The organism is Agrococcus jenensis (genome assembly GCF_003752465.1).
GTDB classification, from domain to species: domain Bacteria; phylum Actinomycetota; class Actinomycetes; order Actinomycetales; family Microbacteriaceae; genus Agrococcus; species Agrococcus jenensis.
Genome location: NZ_RKHJ01000001.1, coordinates 261,736 through 280,361, shown reverse-complemented (window position 1 = coordinate 280,361; position 18,626 = coordinate 261,736). Strand labels below are relative to the sequence as shown.

At 74.1% G+C, this 18,626-nt stretch carries 17 protein-coding genes; 9 read left to right on the top strand and 8 right to left on the bottom strand.

Annotation, left to right across the window (positions count from 1 at the left end):
* Positions 1 to 9: 9 nt before the first annotated feature.
* Positions 10 to 1,275 carry a class I SAM-dependent RNA methyltransferase gene (locus EDD26_RS01390; protein ID WP_123696078.1) on the top strand — a complete coding sequence of 422 codons (1,266 nt, stop codon included), beginning with the start codon at positions 10 to 12 and terminating at the stop codon, positions 1,273 to 1,275.
* Positions 1,276 to 1,280: 5 nt separating this feature from the next.
* Here the strand turns inward: EDD26_RS01390 and EDD26_RS01385 are convergent, their stop codons facing one another.
* Complete coding sequence (locus EDD26_RS01385; RefSeq protein WP_123696077.1) at positions 1,281 to 2,420, bottom strand: FAD-dependent monooxygenase; 1,140 nt, start codon at positions 2,418 to 2,420, stop codon at positions 1,281 to 1,283.
* Between the two features lie 124 nt (positions 2,421 to 2,544).
* Between EDD26_RS01385 and EDD26_RS01380 the strand changes: the two genes are divergently transcribed.
* Positions 2,545 to 4,617: an acyltransferase family protein gene (locus EDD26_RS01380; RefSeq protein ID WP_170165488.1), complete on the top strand. Its 2,073-nt coding sequence runs from the start codon at positions 2,545 to 2,547 to the stop codon at positions 4,615 to 4,617.
* Here the strand turns inward: EDD26_RS01380 and EDD26_RS01375 are convergent.
* The 3 genes from EDD26_RS01375 to EDD26_RS01365 all read right to left on the bottom strand — a co-directional run bounded on the left by EDD26_RS01375 (position 4,614) and on the right by EDD26_RS01365 (position 7,417).
* Positions 4,614 to 5,576 carry a DNA topoisomerase IB gene (locus EDD26_RS01375; protein WP_123696075.1) on the bottom strand — a complete coding sequence of 321 codons (963 nt, stop codon included), beginning with the start codon at positions 5,574 to 5,576 and terminating at the stop codon, positions 4,614 to 4,616. The genes EDD26_RS01380 and EDD26_RS01375 overlap by 4 nt on opposite strands.
* 72 nt (positions 5,577 to 5,648) lie before the next feature.
* A complete protein-coding gene (locus tag EDD26_RS01370) occupies positions 5,649 to 5,849 on the bottom strand; it encodes an acyl-CoA carboxylase subunit epsilon (RefSeq protein WP_123696074.1) in 201 nt (66 codons plus the stop codon).
* Positions 5,846 to 7,417, bottom strand: a complete 1,572-nt coding sequence (locus tag EDD26_RS01365) for an acyl-CoA carboxylase subunit beta (protein ID WP_123696073.1) — start codon at positions 7,415 to 7,417, stop codon at positions 5,846 to 5,848. The genes EDD26_RS01370 and EDD26_RS01365 overlap by 4 nt, the downstream gene beginning before the upstream one ends.
* A 156-nt stretch (positions 7,418 to 7,573) precedes the next feature.
* On the opposite strand from EDD26_RS01365, the gene EDD26_RS01360 reads away from it, so the two are divergent.
* The 5 genes from EDD26_RS01360 (at position 7,574) to EDD26_RS01340 (ending at position 12,086) form a co-directional block, all read left to right on the top strand.
* On the top strand, positions 7,574 to 8,299 hold the full coding sequence (locus EDD26_RS01360) for a biotin--[acetyl-CoA-carboxylase] ligase (RefSeq protein WP_123696072.1): 726 nt from the start codon (positions 7,574 to 7,576) through the stop codon (positions 8,297 to 8,299).
* A 17-nt stretch (positions 8,300 to 8,316) separates the two neighbouring features.
* Positions 8,317 to 8,817 carry a PH domain-containing protein gene (locus EDD26_RS01355; protein WP_170165487.1) on the top strand — a complete coding sequence of 167 codons (501 nt, stop codon included), beginning with the start codon at positions 8,317 to 8,319 and terminating at the stop codon, positions 8,815 to 8,817.
* A 91-nt stretch (positions 8,818 to 8,908) separates the two neighbouring features.
* Entirely contained in the window at positions 8,909 to 10,030 is a 1,122-nt protein-coding gene (locus EDD26_RS01350) for a 5-(carboxyamino)imidazole ribonucleotide synthase (RefSeq protein ID WP_123698377.1), read from the top strand.
* A gap of 188 nt (positions 10,031 to 10,218) precedes the next feature.
* Positions 10,219 to 10,722 (top strand): 5-(carboxyamino)imidazole ribonucleotide mutase, encoded by a 504-nt coding sequence (gene purE, locus EDD26_RS01345; protein WP_123696070.1) that lies wholly within the window; start codon positions 10,219 to 10,221, stop codon positions 10,720 to 10,722.
* A complete protein-coding gene (locus EDD26_RS01340; protein ID WP_123696069.1) occupies positions 10,719 to 12,086 on the top strand; it encodes an LCP family protein in 1,368 nt (455 codons plus the stop codon). Before purE ends, EDD26_RS01340 begins: the two co-directional genes overlap by 4 nt.
* Before the next feature lie 15 nt (positions 12,087 to 12,101).
* Here the strand turns inward: EDD26_RS01340 and EDD26_RS01335 are convergent, their stop codons facing one another.
* The 4 genes from EDD26_RS01335 to EDD26_RS01320 form a co-directional block, all read right to left on the bottom strand.
* Entirely contained in the window at positions 12,102 to 13,067 is a 966-nt protein-coding gene (locus EDD26_RS01335) for a glycosyltransferase family 2 protein (protein ID WP_170165486.1), read from the bottom strand.
* On the bottom strand, positions 13,064 to 14,170 hold the full coding sequence (locus EDD26_RS01330; protein WP_170165485.1) for a glycosyltransferase family protein: 1,107 nt from the start codon (positions 14,168 to 14,170) through the stop codon (positions 13,064 to 13,066). The genes EDD26_RS01335 and EDD26_RS01330 overlap by 4 nt, the downstream gene beginning before the upstream one ends.
* Positions 14,167 to 15,150, bottom strand: a complete 984-nt coding sequence (gene rfbB, locus EDD26_RS01325) for a dTDP-glucose 4,6-dehydratase (RefSeq protein WP_123696066.1) — start codon at positions 15,148 to 15,150, stop codon at positions 14,167 to 14,169. The genes EDD26_RS01330 and rfbB overlap by 4 nt, the downstream gene beginning before the upstream one ends.
* Positions 15,151 to 15,212: 62 nt before the next feature.
* Positions 15,213 to 16,583 carry a cell wall-binding repeat-containing protein gene (locus EDD26_RS01320; protein WP_148058666.1) on the bottom strand — a complete coding sequence of 457 codons (1,371 nt, stop codon included), beginning with the start codon at positions 16,581 to 16,583 and terminating at the stop codon, positions 15,213 to 15,215.
* A gap of 104 nt (positions 16,584 to 16,687) precedes the next feature.
* Here EDD26_RS01320 and EDD26_RS01315 point away from each other — a divergent pair, with 104 nt between their 5' ends.
* Entirely contained in the window at positions 16,688 to 17,650 is a 963-nt protein-coding gene (locus EDD26_RS01315; protein WP_123696064.1) for a glycosyltransferase, read from the top strand.
* Between the two features lie 85 nt (positions 17,651 to 17,735).
* A complete protein-coding gene (gene rfbA, locus EDD26_RS01310; RefSeq protein WP_123696063.1) occupies positions 17,736 to 18,620 on the top strand; it encodes a glucose-1-phosphate thymidylyltransferase RfbA in 885 nt (294 codons plus the stop codon).
* Positions 18,621 to 18,626: the final 6 nt, after the last annotated feature.

The window sequence follows — 18,626 nt, the reverse complement described above, 5'->3', positions numbered from 1 at the left end:
GATGGACGCATGTCCGCACCCCACACGCCCCGAGGCCTGGTCGAGCCCGGCCAGATCGTCGAGCTCACGATCGACAACGTCGCCCACGGCGGCCGCTTCGTCGGCCGGCACGAGGGGCGCGTCGTGTTCGTGCCCGACACGATCCCCGGCGAGACCGTGCGCGCGCAGGTCGTCGAGGTGAAGAAGTCGTTCGCGACCGCTGTCGCGCTCGGCGTCGTCGAGGCGAGCCCCGACCGGGTGCCGCACGTGTGGGCCGAGGCATCCATCGACCGGGCGCCGCTCGAGCGCGCCGGCGGGGCCGAGCTCGGGCACATCGCCCTGCCGCGCCAGCGGCAGCTCAAGCAGCGCGTCATCGAGGACGCGCTCGAGCGCACCGGCGGCATGCAGCGCGAGGTGCCGGTCGCCGCGGCGCCGGGCGACGACGCGCGGGGCGGCCTGGCCTGGCGCACGCGCGTGCGCCTGCACGTCGACGACCGCGGCCGCCAGGGGCCGTTCGCCCCGCGCAGCCACGAGGTCGTGCCGGTGACGAGCCTGCCGCTCGCGACCGAGGGCATCCAGCGCTCCGCGCAGCTCGACCAGCGGCTGCCGCGCGTCACGGCCGTCGACTACGTCGAGTGGAGCGAGGGCGAGGTCGACGTGATCGCGATGGAGGGCGAGCCGGAGCGCGGGCGCACCGACACGATCGTCGAGACGGTCGGCGGGCGCGAGTTCCAGCTCGACCGCTCGGGGTTCTGGCAGGTGCACCGCGAGGCGCCCGCCGTGCTCACCGACGCCGTGCGTCGCGCGATCGACACCGACCGCGTCGACGCGGGCGGGTGGAGCCTCGACCTCTACGGCGGCGTCGGCCTCTTCGCGGCCACCGTCGCGGAGGCGCTTGGGGAGCGCACGCGGGTCACGAGCGTCGAGGCCGACGAGGTCGCGACCGATCACGCGAGCGAGAACCTCGCGGAGTGGCTCGGCGCGAGCGCCGAGACCGGCAAGGTCGACCGCTGGCTGCGCGAGCTCGGCCAGCGCGCGAGCCGCGCCGAGCGCGAGCGCCTGTCGCGCGGGCTCGTCGTGCTCGACCCGCCGCGCGCGGGCGCCGGCCGCGAGGTCATCGAGCAGGTCGTCGGCCTCGAGCCGGGCCAGATCGTCTACGTCGCGTGCGACCCGGTCGCGCTCGCGCGCGACGCGAAGCTGCTCGGCGAGGCCGGCTGGCAGGTGGAGTCGCTCGAGGCGTTCGACCTGTTCCCGCACACGCACCACGTCGAGGCGGTGGCGTCCTTCCGCCGCTAGCCGCCTCAGCTCGCCTTCGTGACCCCGCCGGCAGCGCGCGCCACGAGGTGCGCGACGCCGGGGATCGCCGCTGCCCGCCACATCGCGCGGTTGCCCTCGAGCTCGATGCGCGTGTGCGGGGCGAACGTCGCCTGCACGCGTCGGCCCCGCGCCTGCTCCCGCTCGACGATCGGCCGCCAGTCGCGCTCGTAGGCCGCGAGCCCCGCGGTCACGTCGCTCGGATGCCGCGCCCACGCCAGCTCCTCCGCGAGCCGCTCCGCGCCGGCGATCGCGAGGGATGCGCCCTGGCCGGCCACGAGCGAGACGGCCGCGCACGCGTCGCCGAGCAGCACGACGCGTCCCCGCACCCAGGGCTCGACGACCGTCTGCGCGACGTGGTCGACGTAGGGCTCACGGATGCCGCGCAGCGCGCGGCGGCCGAGCGCGCCCATGCCGGCGATCGACGCGCGCGCCTGCGCGGGCGTCACGCCGCGCAGCACCGCGAAGCCGGTCACGCCCGACGCGCCGAGCGGCGCCATCACGAGCTGCCGGTCGAGCTCGACCTGCATCGCGACCCGGCCGCTCAGGTCGGCGGAGAGCTCGGCGTCCTCGCCGATCCACGCGACCGCGAGCAGGTCGCCGAGCGGGCGCACGAACTGCTCGTGCGGCCCCCAGAGCAGTCGGCGCACCCGCGAGCCGACGCCGTCGGCGCCGACGAGCACGTCGGCGTCGAGCCGCTCGCCGTCCGAGAGCAGCACCTGCACGCGGGTGCCGTCGTCGTGCGCGGTCTCGATCTGCACGCTCCAGCGCATCCGCACGCCCTCGGGCAGCGACGACTCCAGCGCCTCGACGATCTGCGGGCGCAGGATGGTGAGGTAGCGCCCGGCGACCGCCTGCTCGACGACCGACATCGGCAGCCTGCCGCGCACGCGGCCGGCGGCGTCGACCGACCGCAGCTCGCCGTACCACTCGGCGCGAGCGCGGAGCGCGGGCAGCAGCCCGAGCCGCTCCGCCGCCGCGAAGCCCTGCCCGAAGAAGTCGATGAGGTAGCCGGATGCGCGCGGCGCGCGGGCGCGCTCGACGACGTCGACGGTCCACCCGTCGAGCGCCAGCCTGCCCGCCAGCGCGAGCCCGGCGACACCGGCGCCGGAGACGATCGCGTGCATGTGCGCACGCTAGCGCGCGCGGCTCTCCCCGGGCAGGGAATCGGCCGCCGGTGCGGCCCCCGGTAGGATGGCTCCTCGGCGCGCGCCCGCGCCGACGCATCCCATCACCGGACACCAAGGGGCCATGGCAGCGCAGTCGAAGGATCGCAGGCTCGACATCCAGGGTCTCCGCGCCATCGCCTCCCTGCTCGTCGCGAGCTACCACATCTGGTTCGGCAACGTCTCCGGCGGCGTCGACGTCTTCTTCGCGATCGGCGGCTACCTGCTCGCGATGAGCCTCATGCGCGAGCTCGAGCGCACCGGCGGCGTGCACGTGCCGAAGACGCTCTGGCGCACCGCGCAGCGGCTGTTCCCGATGGCGGTGATCGTGCTCGTCGTCGTCGGCACGATCGCGCTCGTCTTCTCCGGTCCGCTCGGCATCGACCGCGTGATGACCGACATCCTGGCCTCCGCCACCTACTGGGAGAACTGGCGGCTCGCGGCCGACGCGACCGACTACGTCGCCGCGGGTCACGACAAGTCGGCGTTCCAGCACTTCTGGGCGATGGGGGCGCAGGGCCAGTTCACGGCGATGTGCATCATCGCGGCCGGCCTGTTCGCGCTCGTGGCGAAGGCGACGCGGATGCGAGACGCGCGCCTGTGGTTCGGCGTCGTCCTCGGCGCGGCCGCCGTCGCGTCGTTCGTCTTCGCGCTCGTGCAGCTGTCGATCGACCCGGTCCCGACCTACTACGACACCTTCGCGCGCACGTGGGAGCTCGCGCTGGGCGGCTTCGCCGCGCTCGTGATCACGCGCATCCCGCTGCACCGCGTCGCCCGCATCCTCATGGGCGTCGTCGGGCTCGCGCTCGTGCTCACCGCCGGCCTGCTGCCGCCCGAGTGGCAGCAGCCCGGCTGGGTCACGCTCTGGCCGGTCGCCGGCGCGCTGCTCATCCTGCTCGCGGGCGAGGGCGACCAGAGTGCGCCGGTGACGCGGCTGCTGCGCCTGCAGCCGCTCGTCTGGCTCGGCGGCATCTCCTACGGGCTCTACCTCTGGCACTGGCCGGTGCTCAAGGGCTTCATCGCCTTCTTCCCGACCGCCGGGTTCGAGATCGACGCGCTCGAGGGCGCCGCGATCCTGGCGCTCTCGATCGGGCTCTCCTACGGCTCCTACCGCCTCATCGCGCTGCTGCACCGCCCGAGCAGGCGCCGCGTCGAGGCGGCGGCACCCACGGCGCGCCCGGCGCGCGGCCGACCCCTGCTCGCGTACGCGCTGCCGGTCGTCGCCGCGATCAGCGCCGTCGGCATCGTCGTCGCACCGGTCCTGCAGCGCGCGGCGGTCGCGGAGGCTGCGGCGACGAACCCGGTCGCCGCCGACGACGACGAGCTCGCCCGCTGGATCGCAGAGGCCGTGGCGACCCCGTCGGCGCCCTCGCCCGGCACCGTCGTCGGGGAGGACGGCCGCTCGGCCGAGTGGCTCGTCGACGACTGCCTCACCGTCGGCCCCGACCAGCAGGCGCAGTGCCGCTTCGACGACTCCGAGAGCGACCGCGAGGTGTGGATCGTCGGCGACTCGCAGGCCGTCACCTGGTCGCCCGCGGTGCGCGGCGCGCTCGGCGGCTCCGCCGACGTGCAGCTGCTCGGCCGTGAGATGTGCCCGTTCTCGAGCGGGCCGGCCGTCGAGCAGCAGATCGGCGGCTTCATGCGCGTGTGCGATGCGCACGCCAGCACCGTGCTCGAGCTGGCCGCGCAGCGGCTCCCCGAGCTCGTCATCATCAGCTACGGCGCCTGGTGGGTCGGCGAGGGCTACGAGGACCGCGCCGCCGACACCGGCGACCAGCTCGCGGCCGGCACGCTCGCGTACGCCGAGCAGCTGCACGCGCTCGGCATCCGCACGCTCTGGCTCGACAGCCCGCCGCCCGGACCCGAGCCGGCTGCCTGCATCGAGGCGCACGCCGCCGGCACGTCGCTCGACGCCTGCGCGATCGCGCTGCAGGACGCGCAGATCGCTCGCCACGAGACGCTCGACGCCGGGCTCGAGGCCGGCGGGGTCGCCGTGGTCGACACGCTCGGCTGGTTCTGCGACCCGGAGACCGGCACGTGCCCGAGCATCTTGCAGGGCGTGCCGACGTGGGTCGACCGCACCCACATGGGCGCGGCGGCGTCGACGATGCGCCAGCAGGTCGTCGCCGACGCGATCGCGCCGCTGCTGCAGGACTAGCGCAGCAGGTCGAGCAGCGCGCGCTCGCGCGAGCCGGTGAGCCCGATCGTGGCGCCCGCCTCGAAGCGCGCGAAGACCTCCGGGTCGATGTAGCTCGCCCGGGCGACCGACGGCGTGTTGCCGAGCGCCTGCGACACCTCGACGACCGCGGCGCGCACCGCGCGCGCCCTGGCGGTCTTCGTGCCGATGTCGCGGGCGCGGGCGAGCGCGACGGCTGCCACGATCGTGCCGTGCAGGGTGCGGAAGTCCTTCGCGGTGAACTCGCCGCCGGTCGCCTCGCGCACCGCGTCGTTGAGGTCGACGTCGCGGAGCGGATGCATGCCGTCGGCGTCGCGGAAGGCGAGCAGGCGGGACGTGCGGGAGCGCCCCGCCATGAGCTCCTCGACGCAGCGCGCGAGCGCCGCGTCCTCGATCGTGACGTCGAAGCGCTGCCCCGACTTCGCCGGGAAGCGCAGCCGCACCGAGTCGCCCGTGACGGTCGCGTGCCGGCACAGCAGCGTCATGAGCCCCCGCGACCCGCGCTCCTCGGCGTAGGTGTCGCCGCCCGCGCGGATCGCCACGGTGTCGAGCATGCGCAGCGCGGCCGCGAGCACGCGCTCGCGCGGGAGCCCTTCGCGCTCGAGGTCCAGCGTGACCCGCCGTCGCATCGCCGGCAGCGCCTCGGCGAGGCTGAGGGCGCGCTCGTGCTTCGCGCGGTCGCGGCGCTCGCGCCAGTGCGGGTGGTAGCGGTACTGCGTGCGGCCGGCGTCGTCGACGCCGATGGCCTGGATGTGCGCGAGCGGGTCGGCGGCGATCCAGACGTCCTTCCAGGCGGGCGGCACCGCGAGCGACTCGGCGCGCTCGCGCTCCTCGCGCGAGACCGGCCGCCCGTCGTCGTGCCGGTACGACCAGCCGCGCCCCGACCTGCGTCGACGGATGCCGGCATCCGATCGCGGACGTGCCTTTCGCAGCCTCACCATGGGGGCGATGCTAGCCGCGGGGTGCCGGGAGGCCGCCTGGGGTCGCCGGGTGGCGCCCGGCGGGTTCGGTGCTCAGCGGCGCGCGCCGCGCCCGGTGTCGGTGCGAGCCCGCGACTGCCACTCGCTCTCGGTGTCGAGCACGCGCCGGTGCTTCGTCTCGGCCCACTCCTCGGCCATGCCGAGCAGCACGGCCTCGACCGCCGCGCGCTCCTCGTCGGTGGGCGAGCCGCCCACCACGGTCATGATGGGCTCGGATGCGTCGGGGTCGCTCACAGGGGGATGTTCCCGTGCTTCTTCTCGGGGCGCTGCACGCGCTTCGTGCGCAGCGCGCGGAAGGCGCGCGTGATCATGACGCGCGTCTCGGCAGGCTCGATGATCCCGTCGAGCTCGCCGCGCTCGGCGGCGAGGAACGGCGAGGCGACGTTGTAGGTGTACTCGCTCGCGAGGCGCTTGCGCACCTCCGCCACGTCGTGGCCGGCGGCCTCGGCGTCGCGGATCTCGTTGCGGTAGAGGATGTTCACCGCGCCCTGGCCGCCCATCACCGCGATCTCGGCCGACGGCCACGCGACGTTGATGTCGGCGCCGAGCTGCTTCGAGCCCATGACGATGTAGGCGCCGCCGTAGGCCTTCCGCGTGATGACGGTCACCATCGGCACGGTCGCCTCGGCGTAGGCGTAGAGCAGCTTCGCGCCGCGGCGGATGACGCCCGACCACTCCTGGTCGGTGCCGGGCAGGTAGCCGGGCACGTCGACGACGGTGAGGATCGGGATCGAGAACGAGTCGCAGAAGCGCACGAAGCGCGCGGCCTTCTCGCCGGCCTCGATGTTGAGCGTGCCCGCCATCTGCTTCGGCTGGTTCGCGATCACGCCGATCGTCCGACCCTCGAGCCGGCCGAAGCCGATAACGATGTTCGGCGCGTACAGCGGCTGCACCTCGAGGAACTCGCGGTCGTCCATGAGCGTCTCGATGATGCCCAGCACGTCGTAGGGCTGATTCGGCGAGTCGGGGATGATCGTGTTGAGGCGCCGGTCGCTGTCGTTGACGACGCGCTCCGCCGCGTGGTCGTAGGCGGGCACCTCCGACTGGTTGTTGTCGGGCAGGTAGGCCAGCAGCGCGCGCACGTAGTCGAGGGCGTCGTCCTCGTCGGCGGCGAGGTAGTGGCTCACGCCCGACACCGTGTTGTGGGTGCGGCCCCCGCCGAGCTCCTCGAAGCCGACTTCCTCGCCCGTGACCGTCTTGATGACGTCGGGGCCGGTGACGAACATGTGGCTCGACTTGTCGACCATGATCACGAAGTCGGTGAGCGCGGGGGAGTAGACGGCGCCGCCGGCGGCCGGGCCCATCACGATCGAGATCTGCGGGATCACGCCCGAGGCGGCGGTGTTGCGCTTGAAGATCTCGCCGTACTTGCCGAGCGCGACCACGCCCTCCTGGATGCGTGCGCCGCCGGAGTCGAGCATGCCGACGATGGGCACGCCCACCTTCATCGCGTAGTCCTGGATCTTGATGATCTTCTCGCCGGCGACCTCGCCGAGCGAGCCGCCGAAGGTGGTGAAGTCCTGGGCGTAGACCGCCACGCGCCGGCCGTGGACGGTGCCGATGCCGGTCACCACCGCGTCGCCGTAGGGGCGGTTGCCCTCCATGCCGAACGCCGTCGTGCGGTGCCGCACGTAGGCGTCGAACTCGACGAACGAGCCCTTGTCGACGAACTGCTCGATGCGCTCGCGGGCGGTCTTCTTGCCCTTCGCGCCCTGCCGCTGCTTGGCCTTCGCCTCCTTGTCGGTCACCGCCTCGCGGTGCCGCAGGCGGAGGTCGTCGATCCGCTCGGCCGTCGTCGACATGGGCGCAGCAGCAGTGGTCTCGTCGGTCACGGATGCCACTCTAGACGGCGCCCCATGCCCGGCCTTTGTGGACTCCCACAGCGTGCTGCCGGGCTCCGGTGGTGATCCTCTCCATCTGCGGCCGCCGCGAGGCGCCCCTCGTCCTAGGCTGGAGCCATGCTCTTCCCAGGCGCGTCGAGTGCCGGCACGGTCATCGAGCTCGGCACGGTCGGCTCGACCTTCGACGCCGTCGACGAGCGCGCCGAGCACCTCACGACCTGGGCGACCCTCGACCAGCGGGCCGGCCGTGGCCGCCTCGGCCGCGAGTGGGTCTCGCCCGCCGGCAAGTGCCTCGCGGCGACCGTGCTCGTGCGCACGAAGCGGCTGAGCGAGGAGGCGATCGGCTGGCTGCCGCTCGCCGCCGGCCTCGCGCTCGCCGACGCGCTCGACCCGCTCGTTGCCGACCGCGCATCCCTGAAGTGGCCCAACGACGTGCTCGTCGAGGGCAAGAAGGTCGCCGGCATCCTGTGCGAGCGCCGCAGGACCGGCGTCGCGGTCGGCTTCGGCGTGAACCTCACGCTCAGCGCCGCGGAGCTGCCGACGGCGCAGGCGACCTCGCTCACGCTCGAGGGCGCCGAGGGCTCCGCGCCCGTGCTCGCCGACGCGATCCTGTGCGGGGTGCTGCGCTCGCTCGGCGGGCTGGTGCCGGCGCTCGGCACCGAGGCGCTGCGCGCGGCGGTCGCCGCCAACCTCAGCACGATCGGCCGCGACGTGCGCGTCGCGCTGCCCGCCGGCGAGCTCGTCGGCCGCGCGGTCGGCCTCGGCCCGCACGGCGAGCTGCAGGTCGACGCCGACGACAGGATCGTCGACGTGCGGGCGGGCGACGTCGTGCACGTGCGCTGATGCGAGATGATCGTCCCGTGTCGACCGGCGAGGAGCGCGTGATCGCGCGCATGCGACCGCACGCGCGCGTGCTGATCGTGCCCGTGCTCGTGCTGTGGGGCTGCGCCGGCCTCGTCGCGCTCCTGCTCGACCGGGTCGACTGGCCGCTCTGGAACGTCGCCGTGCTGACCGTCGCGGGGCTCGTGACCGGGCTGCTCACGCTCGTGCCCACGCTCGCGTGGCTCTCGCGCGCGTTCGTCTTCACCACCGAGCGCGTCATCATCCGCGGCAGCTTCGGCGGCACGCGGCGCGAGACGATGCTCTCCCGCGTGCACGACGTGACGGTGCGCCGCCGCGGCCTGCAGGCGCTGTTCGGCGCCGGCGACGTGCTGCTGTCGACGGGCGGCGACCGCGCCGTCATCCTCGCCGACGTGCCGAGCGCATCCCTCGTGCAGCGGATGCTGTCCGAGCAGCTCGGTGCCCGCGGCATCGTCGTCCCCGACGCCGGTGACGGCGCCACCACCATCGCGCGCGGCTGACGCGCCGGCTACGAAGGAGCTCCATGAGGATCGCCGTGATCGGATGCGGCCGCGCCGCGATGCACGCCGCAGCGGATGCGGGGCGGGCGGCATGATCGTCGGCGTGGTGGGCGGCGGGCAGCTGGCCCGCATGATGATCCCCGCGGCCGTCGAGCTCGGCATCGAGCTGCGCGTGCTCGCGGAGGCCGAGGGCATGTCGGCGGCGCTCGCGGCGACGGCCGTCGGCGACTACCGCGACGTCGACGCGGTGCTCGCGTTCGCGGCCGAGGTCGACGTCGTGACCTTCGACCACGAGCACGTGCCGCAGGAGGTGCTGCGCGCGCTCGTCGACGCGGGGCACGCAGTGCACCCGGGCCCGGACGCGCTGCGCTTCGCGCAGGACAAGCGGGCGATGCGCGAGCGCATGGCCGAGCTCGGCGCGCCGCAGCCCGACTGGGCGCCGGTCGACGGCGTGGAGGACCTCGAGCGCTTCCTCGCCGACCACGGCGGCGTCGGCGTCGTGAAGACGGCCACCGGCGGCTACGACGGCAAGGGCGTGCGCGTCGTCCGCGACGCGGCGGAGGCGGCCGACTGGCTCGCCGGTGCCGCCTCCGGCGGGCCGCGGCTGCTCGTCGAGGAGCTCGTGCCCTTCCGGCGCGAGCTCGCGCAGCTCGTCGCGCGCCGGCCCTCGGGCGATGCGGTCGTGTGGCCGCTCGTGCAGACGGTGCAGCGCGACTCGATCTGCGCCGAGGTGCTCGCGCCGGCGCCGCACGCGTCGCGCATCCAGCCGCTCGTCGACGACATCGCGCGCTCGATCGCCGAGGGGCTGCAGGTCACCGGCGTGCTCGCGGTCGAGATGTTCGAGACCGACGACGGGCGGGTGCTCGTGAACGAGCTCGCGATGCGCCCGCACAACTCCGGCCACTGGACCATCGACGGCTCGGTGACGAGCCAGTTCGAGCAGCACCTGCGCGCGGTGCTCGACCTGCCGCTCGGTTCGACGGCCATCCTCGCTCCGGCGAGCGTGATGGTGAACGTGATCGGCGGTCCGGCGTCCGGCGCGATGGCCGACCGCTACGCGTCGGCGCTCGCCTCCCACCCGGACGTCAAGGTGCACTCCTACGCGAAGGCGACGCGCCCCGGCCGCAAGGTGGGCCACGTCACGGCGATCGGCGACGACATGGACGAGGTCGCCTATCGCGCCCGTGCGGCGGCAGCCCACTTCGACGCCTGACCCGCCGCCCCTGCACCCGCGCCGGGTGGCTCCGCCCGCGACGGGTGCGGCTGCCCGCGCGGGGTGGGCCCGCTGCGCCACCCGTGGCGGGCGCCGGCACCCGTCGGCTCGGGTCCGGGAGCGGCGCGAGGCGGGGCGCGGCGGCGAGGCGTCGGAGGGAGGGTGCTGGCGCGCGTACCCTTGACGCCATGCCTGCGCAGGTCAGCATCATCATGGGATCGGACTCCGACTGGCGGGTCATGGAGGCGGCGAAGGTCGCGCTCGATGAGCTCGGCGTCGCCTCCGAGGTCGACGTCGTGTCCGCGCACCGGACCCCGCAGAAGATGGTCGACTTCGCCCGCGGCGCGGCCGAGCGCGGCGTGCGCGTCATCATCGCCGGCGCCGGCGGAGCAGCGCACCTGCCAGGGATGGTCGCGTCGATGACGCGCCTGCCCGTCATCGGCGTGCCGGTGCCGCTCGAGCGGCTCGACGGCCTCGACAGCCTGCTCTCGATCGTGCAGATGCCTGCGGGCATCCCGGTCGCCACCGTCTCGATCGGCGGCGGCCGCAACGCCGGCATCCTCGCCGCACGCATCCTCGGCTCGAGCGACCCCGCCGTCGCCGAGCGCCTCGACGCCTTCGCGGCCGACCTGGAGCAGCAGGTCGACGCCAAGGCGCAGGCGCTCCGCGACCGCGTGGACGCGGGCGCATGACGCTGCTGGAGACCGGCACACCGATCCGCCATCCGGCGGTCGAGCGCCCGGAGGTCATGCAGCGTCGCGGCTGGTGGCTCGTCGGGGTCGGCTTCCTGCTGCCCGGCAGCGCCCAGGTGCTCGCCGGCAGCCGCCGCCTCGGCCGCTTCGGCATCGGCGCGACCATCGTGCTGCTCGTGCTGCTGCTCGTCGCCGCGATCGGATGGTTCGCCTGGCGCAGCGCGCTGCTCACCGTCGTCGCGAACTCGATCGGGCTGCTCGTCATCGAGGCGCTGCTCATCGGCTACGCGATCCTCTGGCTCGTGCTCGGCTTCGACACGCTGCGGCTCGCGCGGCTGCCGAAGGTCGCGGGCGCCGCCCGCGCGGGCATCGCCGCGCTGTCGATCATCGCGACGATCGCGCCCGCGGCGCTCGCGGGCTACGGCGCGACGATCGTCGACGCATCCCGCGGCCTCGTCTCCGACCTGTTCGACTTCGCCCGCCCCGCGGTCGAGCCGGTCGACGGCCGCTTCACGTTCCTGCTGCTCGGCGGCGACGCCGGCGAGGACCGGCAGGGCCTTCGCGCCGACTCGATGACGGTCGTGACCGTCAACGCCGAGACCGGCGCCGCGACGATGATCGGCGTGCCCCGCAACCTGCGCAACGCGCCCTTCTCCGAGGGCTCGCCGATGTGGGAGCCGTACCCGAACGGCTTCGACTGCGAGTCGAGCGACTGCTACCTCAACGGCACGTACACCTACGGCGAGGCGCACCCCGAGCTCTACCCCGACGCCCTCGCGAACGGCTCGAGCCCGGGCATCGAGGCGACGCGCGACGCGGTCGAGGGCGTCACGGGCCTCGAGCTGCAGTTCTTCGTGCTCGTCGACATGCACGGCTTCTCCGACCTCGTGGATGCGCTCGGCGGCGTCGAGCTGACCGTCACGGACCGCGTGCCGATCGCGATCGAGGGCGGCCCCGTGGAGGAGTGGATCGAGCCGGGCGTGCAGCGCATGGACGGCTACCACGCGCTCTGGTACGCCCGCAGCCGCGCCGGCTCCTCCGACTACGCGCGCATGGAGCGCCAGCGACAGGTGCAGGAGGCGGTGATCTCGCAGTTCACCCCCGAGACGCTGCTGACGAAGTACTCGCAGCTCTCCGCCGCGGGCCAGGACATGGTGCAGACCGACGTGCCGCAGTCGATGATCGGCTCGCTGTCGGAGCTCGCCCTGCAGACGCGGCAGCTGCCCATCACGAACCTCGAGCTCGTACCGGACTCCGGCGTCAACACCGGCGATCCCGACTTCGACCAGATCCACGCGATGGTGCAGGCATCGCTCGCCGAGGCCGATGCGATCGTGCCGCCGACCGGGACGCCCCAGCCCTAGGAGCGCTCGCGGCGGTCAGCCGCCGTGCTGCTCGAGCAGATCGCGGGCGACGTCGATCGCGCCGCGGGAGAACCGGCCGTAGCGCCCGGCCGCGACGCCGCGCAGCACGCCGGGCAGCCGCAGCAGCCGGGGGCGGGGGAGCGCGGCGCGGTCGCGCTCGTGGCGCGCCTTCTCGACGAGCGCCTCGAGGTCCGCGCCGCTCGCGAGCCCGCGACGGGTCGCCTCGGTCGCGAGCGACGTCGCCCGCTCGGCCTTCAGCGAGTGCTTCCCGGAGTCGGCCTCGAGCACCCGTCGCAGCTTGTCGGCGGCCCCGAGCCGGCGCACGCCGATCTGGTTGCCGCCGTGCTGCCGGTAGTCGATCGTCTGCTCGGGCACGAAGCGCACCCCGCCGCCGAGCGCGGCGCACATCGCGAGCCACTCGTCGTGGATCCAGCCTGCGGGGATCGGGAGCGCCGCCATCGCCGCGTCGCGCCGCACGATCGCGGTGGCGCCCGTGACGAGGTTGCGCCGCAGGAGCGCCTGGACGGCGCGGCCGTCGGCCATCGCCGCGCGCTCCCACGCGCTCATCTCGAGCGAGTCGGCGAGCGTCGAGCCGAGCGGGGCGCCGTCGGCGTCGACGAGCCGCGCATCCGAGTGCACGAGCGCGACGCCGTCGAGGTGCGGCAGCAGCCGCTCGAGCCGGTCCGGGTGCCACACGTCGTCCTGGTCCGAGAGCGCCACGACGTCGCCGGTGGTCGCGGCGATCGCATCCGCGAAGTTGCCGGCGACCCCGAGCGCGACCGCGTGCTGCCGGATGCGGATCGGCACGTCGGTCCCGGCGGCGACCGCCCGCACGATGTCGAGCGTGCGGTCGGCGGATGCGTCGTCGCCGACGACGATCTCGGCGACCGGCACCGTCTGCGCGAGGATGCTGCGCAGCTGCGCCTCGATCCAGCGCTCGCCCTGGTGGGTGCAGAGCGCGACCGAGACCCGCACGGTCACAGCTCCGCGTGCAGCCGCCACACCTGCTGGGCGGCGGCCTCCCACGTGAACGCCCGCGCGCGGTCCATCGCGTGCATCGCGAGACGCTCGCGCTCCGCGTCGTCCGCGAGCAGCCGCCCGAGCGCTGCGGCGAGCTCGTGCGGGCCGCCCTCGACCGGCACGCTCGCGTCGCCGGCGATCTCCTGCAGCGAGCGGTTGGCGGGATGCACGGTGGCGGTGCCGAGCGCCGCGGCGTCGAGCAGGCTGAGGCCGAGCGCGTCGAGCTCGGAGACGTGCAGGTGGGCGAGCGCGCGGTGGTGCGCGACCGCGAGCTGCGTCGCGTCGAGGTCGCCCAGCATCACGAGCCGCCCGGGCGGGAGCCCCGCCTCGACGGCCATCGCGGCGAGCGTCGACTCGCCCCACTGGACGGGCCCCGCCACCACGACCCGCACATCCGGCATCGACGAGCTCGCGACGGTCTCGATGAGCGCCTCCGCCTGCCGGCGCGCGCCGGGCGCCGTCATCGCGAGCACGAACTCGTCGGGCAGCGTCAGGGTGCTCGAGGCGCCCCGATCGGCGGGCAGCGACTGCGCGACGACGGGAGCGGGGTGCACGACGCGCACCCGGTCGCCGAGGTCGTGCAGCAGCTGCAGGTCCTCTGCGACGGCGGTCGACGGCACGACGATCCCGTCGGCGCGGCGGAGCGCCCGCCGCAGCGCGCGGTCGAACCAGCGCTGCTTGCGCTCGGAGCGGTCGGAGAGCGGATGCAGGCCGTGCACCGTGACGGTCACCTGGTCGCCCGGCTCCGGCTCGCGCACCATCGGCGCCAGCAGGCTCGTCGAGTGCACGAGGCCGCGCACCGGCAGCGTCGTGAGCGAGTGGAGCCACGCCTGCCGCAGCTCGCGCGCGGGCATGGCGGTCTGCCGCAGCTCGCCGACACCGGGGAGCAGCTCGCGGATGCGCTGCTCGCGGCCGTCGCTCACCTTGGCCGACATCGCGGCGACGTCGAAGCCCGACGGCGCGGTGGTGGCGAGCGCGTGCGTGAGCGCGGCGGCGTAGCGGCCGACGGTCGTGGGGCTGCGCTCGCCGACCTCGTCGAGCACCACCGTGAGGCGGCCGTTCACAGCGCCGCCCGCTCCTTGAGCGGCTCCCACCAGCTGCGGTGGTCGCGGTACCACTGCACGACGTCGGCGATGCCCTGCTCGAACGGCACCTGCGGCGCGTAGCCCAGCTCGTCGGCGATCTTCGTCGCGTCGACCGCGTAGCGGCGGTCGTGGCCCTTGCGGTCGACCGCGGGCTCGACGGCGGACCAGTCGCGCCCGGTCGCCTCGAGCAGCAGCTCGGTGAGGCGGCGGTTCGTCAGCTCGGTGCCGCCCCCGATGTTGTAGACCTCGCCCGGGCGTCCGCCGGTGAGCACGAGCGCGATGCCGCGGCAGTGGTCGTCGACGTGCAGCCAGTCGCGCACGTGCTCGCCGTCGCCGTAGAGCGGCACGCCCAGGCCGTCGATGAGGTTCGTGACGAAGAGCGGCACGAGCTTCTCGGGGAAGTGGAAGGGCCCGTAGTTGTTCGAGCAGCGCGTGATGCGCACGTCGAGGCCGTGCGTGCGGTGGTACGACCGGGCCAGCAGGTCGCTGCCGGCCTTCGACGCCGAGTAGGGGCTGTTCGGCTCGAGCGGGCTCTGCTCGGTCCACTCGCCCTCGTCGATCGAGCCGTAGACCTCGTCGGTCGAGACGTGGATGAAGCGCCGCACGTCGTGCCGGAGGGCTGCGTCGAGCAGCCGCTGGGTGCCGACGACGTTCGTCTCGACGAAGATCGACGCGTCGCGCACCGATCGGTCGACGTGGCTCTCGGCCGCCAGGTGCACGACGGCGTCGACGCCCGGCATGATGCGGTCGAGCAGGCCGATGTCGCGGATGTCGCCGTGCACGAACGCGTAGCGCGGATGCCCGGCGACCGACGCGAGGTTCGCCGGGTTGCCGGAGTAGGTGAGGGCGTCGAGCACGGTGATCGCCGCGCCCTCGAGCCCGGGCAGGCGGTGCTCGAGCGCCATCCGCACGAAGTTCGAGCCGATGAAGCCGGCGCCGCCGGTCAGGAGGATCTTCACGAGGAGGCTGGCCTAACGGTCGAGGTCACGTCCGGCCGAGTCTAGCCGTCGCGCATCCGGCGTCAGCGCGTGCCGAAGTCCAGCACGTAGTACCAGGAGCCGTTCGAGCCGCGGTCGATGCCGATGCCGATGTGGGTGAAGCTCGCCCGCTCGATGTTGAGCTTGTGCGCCGGGGACGCCATCCAGGCGCTCATGATGCGCGCGGCGTCGGGGCTCGAGCCCATCGTGCGGCCCACGTTCTCGCCCCAGCCGCGCAGCGAGCACGCGCGCGCCTCGGCGGTGAGCGACGGGTTGTGCGCGGAGCCGGTGAGGTTGCCGGCGGCCATCGCGCTCGCCCAGCCGCCCGCCATCCGCGAGAGGCAGCCGTCGAGCGCGAGCGGTGCCCGTCCGGCGGCGGCGCGCGCCGCGTTGATGCGGTCGAGCAGATCGGAGGCGGAGGCGTTGAGCGCGGCGCACGGCACGAGCTCGGCGGCGACGGGGGAGACGGTGTTCACGCCGCCCAGCACGGTCGTGCCGGTGCTCGCGATGCGGCGCTGCTCGGCGGCCACGGAGCCGCTCGTCGCGCAGCTCGGGTCGGTGAGGTAGAGCGCCTCGCCGCGGATGCCCGCGTAGACCGCGCCGACGAGGCCGTCGGGGAAGTCGGCGCCGCTCGTCAGCACGAGCTGGCCGCCGCTGCCCGTGCGGGTGAAGGCCTGGTTGATCTGCACCGCGGTCTCGTAGCGGTCGGCGCCCGGGAAGCGGTCGACCGCGCGTCCCGTGCCGGCGAGCATCGACTGCACGTCGGTGCTGACGCTGCCCGTGCTGCCGGGGATGTGGAAGCGCTGCACGCCGCCGATCCGCGCGGTGATCTGCTGGCGGAACCCGGCGTCGGCGCCGAGGGTGAGCACGAGGGCGTGGCCCTCGCGCGCCGCGACGGCGCCCGCGGCGAGCGCGTCCGGGAAGCTGTAGCCGCTCGCGACCCAGATGTCGGTGACGGCCGCGCCCTCGTCGCGCATGCGGTCGAGCAGCAGCATCGAGGTCGCGACGCGGTCGGCGCCGCCGATGCGCGTGATGGTGCGCGCCCCCGTCGCGGCGGCCTGCGCCGCGACCTCGGGGGAGAGGGACGCCTCCGAGCCGATGAGGACGACCTCGCTGGGCGCGAGCCTGCGCAGCTCGTCCTGCACGATCTGCGGGATGCCCTCCGGGCGCACGAGCAGGAGGTGCGCGTCCTCGGCCGCGGCGACCGGGGCGGCCGCGAGGGCGTCGGGGAACGCGGTGCCGGATGCGAGGAAGACGGTGTCGGTGTCGGGGAGTCGCTGCGAGGCGAGCACGCTCGTCTCGAAGCGGTCATCGCCGTCGAGGCGGGCGGTGGCGGCCTGCGCTGCGGGCGCGGAGCCCAGCAGGGTCGACGCGACCAGGCCGATCGTGGCGATGGCGGCAAGTGCATAGCGCACGATGGGCTCTCCTCGTTCGTGACACGCGGGGGACAACTTGGACAGCCTCTCGGCTGGTTCCCAGCCGTGTCAAGTACTGCGCATGAGATCGCTATCGTGTCGGCATGCCCCCATCGCTGCTCCAGCGCTCGCGATCGACCGCCCGGCGCGCCGCCGCCCGGGTGATCGGCGTGCCGCTGCACGAGCATCCGACCGCGGCCCAGGACGACCGGCCGTCGCCCGCGCTGCTGCGCGAGATCGCCGCGCTCCGGCGCTCGAACCTGCTCTCCCGCGCCCGCGTCGTGGACCTCGCGGGCGACGCGGTCGTGACCATGACGACGCACGGGGATCGCATCCGGCTGGCCTGGGTCGCGCTCGAGTCGATCGCGCGCGGCGAGCGACTGCCGCGCCGGCTCGTGCTGTTCCTCGACGAGCCTGAGCTCGCCCGTCCGCTGCCCGCGCCGCTGCGACGGCTGCAGCGCCGCGGCCTCGAGATCCTCCCTGCGGCGCCGGGCCTGCGCGTCCACGCGAAGTACTGGCCGCACGTCGCGAGCACGTCGCGGCACGAGCTGCCGCTCGTCGTCGGCGACGACGACATGATCTACCCGCGCCGCTGGCTGCGCGTGCTGACGGATGCGCACCGCGCGTGGCCCGAGCTCGTCCACGGCTTCCGCGTCCACGAGATGCAGTGCGCCGACGGCGCGCTGCGCCCGTACCACCTGTGGATGCCGGCGAGCGGGACGGCGCCGAGCTTCGCGCACTTCGGCACCGGCGTCTCGGGGCAGATCCTGCCGACGGCGCTGCTCGACCGCCTGCACGAGCGCGGCGAGGCGTTCCTCGAGCGGTCCCCGCGCGCCGACGACGTCTGGATCAACGCGACGGCGGTCGGCCTCGGCATCCGCACCGCACAGGTCGAGGAGCAGGCCAGGAACTTCCCGTTCGTGCCGGCGACGCAGGCCACCGGGCTCTACCAGCTGAACGTCGCCGGGCGCGAGAACGACCGGCAGCTCGCTCGGTCGCTCGAGCCCGCCGACGTCGCGCGGATCTGCGCCGACTTCGCGACGATCCAGGCGGCGCGCGAGGGCTGAGGCCGCGGTGGGGCCCGACGCCCCGCTGTGCCTGCGGGTTAGACTCGCTCGGACGCGGCCGGGTGGCCGCAGAGGGGCAGGGCACGTGCGCGGCATCATCCTGGCTGGCGGCTCGGGCACGAGGCTGTGGCCGATCACGAAGGGCATCTCGAAGCAGCTGATGCCCATCTACGACAAGCCGATGGTCTACTACCCGCTGTCGACGCTCATGATGGCCGGCATCCGCGAGGTGCTCGTGATCACGACCCCCGAGTACAACGAGCAGTTCCGCGCCCTGCTGGGCGACGGCTCCGGCCTCGGCATGGACATCCAGTACGCGGTGCAGCCCTCGCCCGACGGCCTGGCCCAGGCGTTCATCATCGGCGAGGAGTTCATCGGCGACGAGTCGGTCGCGCTCGTGCTCGGCGACAACATCTTCCACGGCACCGGCCTCGGCTCGAGCCTGCGCGCGCACGCCGAGGTCGACGGCGGCGTCATCTTCGCCTACCAGGTGGCCGACCCCACCGCCTACGGCGTCGTCGAGTTCGACGACGACTTCAAGGCCATCTCCATCGAGGAGAAGCCGGCCGAGCCCAAGAGCGACTACGCCGTGCCGGGCCTCTACTTCTACGACAACGACGTGATCGAGATCGCGAAGACGATCGAGCCCTCCGCCCGCGGCGAGCTCGAGATCTCCACCGTCAACGAGCGCTACCTCGACGCGGGCAGCCTGCAGGTGCAGGTGCTCGACCGCGGCGTCGCGTGGCTCGACACCGGCACCTTCGAGTCGATGATGCAGGCGAGCGAGTACGTGCGCGTGATCGAGGACCGCCAGGGCTTCAAGATCGGCTGCATCGAGGAGATCGCCTGGCGCGCCGGGTGGATCGACGACGAGCAGCTCGAGCGCCTCGCGCAGCCGCTCGTGAAGAGCGGGTACGGCCGCTACCTCGTGCGGCTGCTCGAGCGGGAGCGCTCGCGCGCCCGCAGCTGAGCCGAG

Coding starts and splice junctions, on each gene's coding strand:
- EDD26_RS01385 (WP_123696077.1), bottom strand. CDS start 2,420: ATGCACGCGATCGTCTCCGGCGCCGGTGTCGCCGGGCTCGCGCTGGCG.
- EDD26_RS01390 (WP_123696078.1), top strand. CDS start 10: ATGTCCGCACCCCACACGCCCCGAGGCCTGGTCGAGCCCGGCCAGATC.
- EDD26_RS01380 (WP_170165488.1), top strand. CDS start 2,545: ATGGCAGCGCAGTCGAAGGATCGCAGGCTCGACATCCAGGGTCTCCGC.
- EDD26_RS01350 (WP_123698377.1), top strand. CDS start 8,909: ATGATCGTCGGCGTGGTGGGCGGCGGGCAGCTGGCCCGCATGATGATC.
- EDD26_RS01375 (WP_123696075.1), bottom strand. CDS start 5,576: ATGGTGAGGCTGCGAAAGGCACGTCCGCGATCGGATGCCGGCATCCGT.
- purE (WP_123696070.1), top strand. CDS start 10,219: ATGCCTGCGCAGGTCAGCATCATCATGGGATCGGACTCCGACTGGCGG.
- EDD26_RS01360 (WP_123696072.1), top strand. CDS start 7,574: ATGCTCTTCCCAGGCGCGTCGAGTGCCGGCACGGTCATCGAGCTCGGC.
- EDD26_RS01340 (WP_123696069.1), top strand. CDS start 10,719: ATGACGCTGCTGGAGACCGGCACACCGATCCGCCATCCGGCGGTCGAG.
- EDD26_RS01365 (WP_123696073.1), bottom strand. CDS start 7,417: ATGTCGACGACGGCCGAGCGGATCGACGACCTCCGCCTGCGGCACCGC.
- EDD26_RS01315 (WP_123696064.1), top strand. CDS start 16,688: ATGCCCCCATCGCTGCTCCAGCGCTCGCGATCGACCGCCCGGCGCGCC.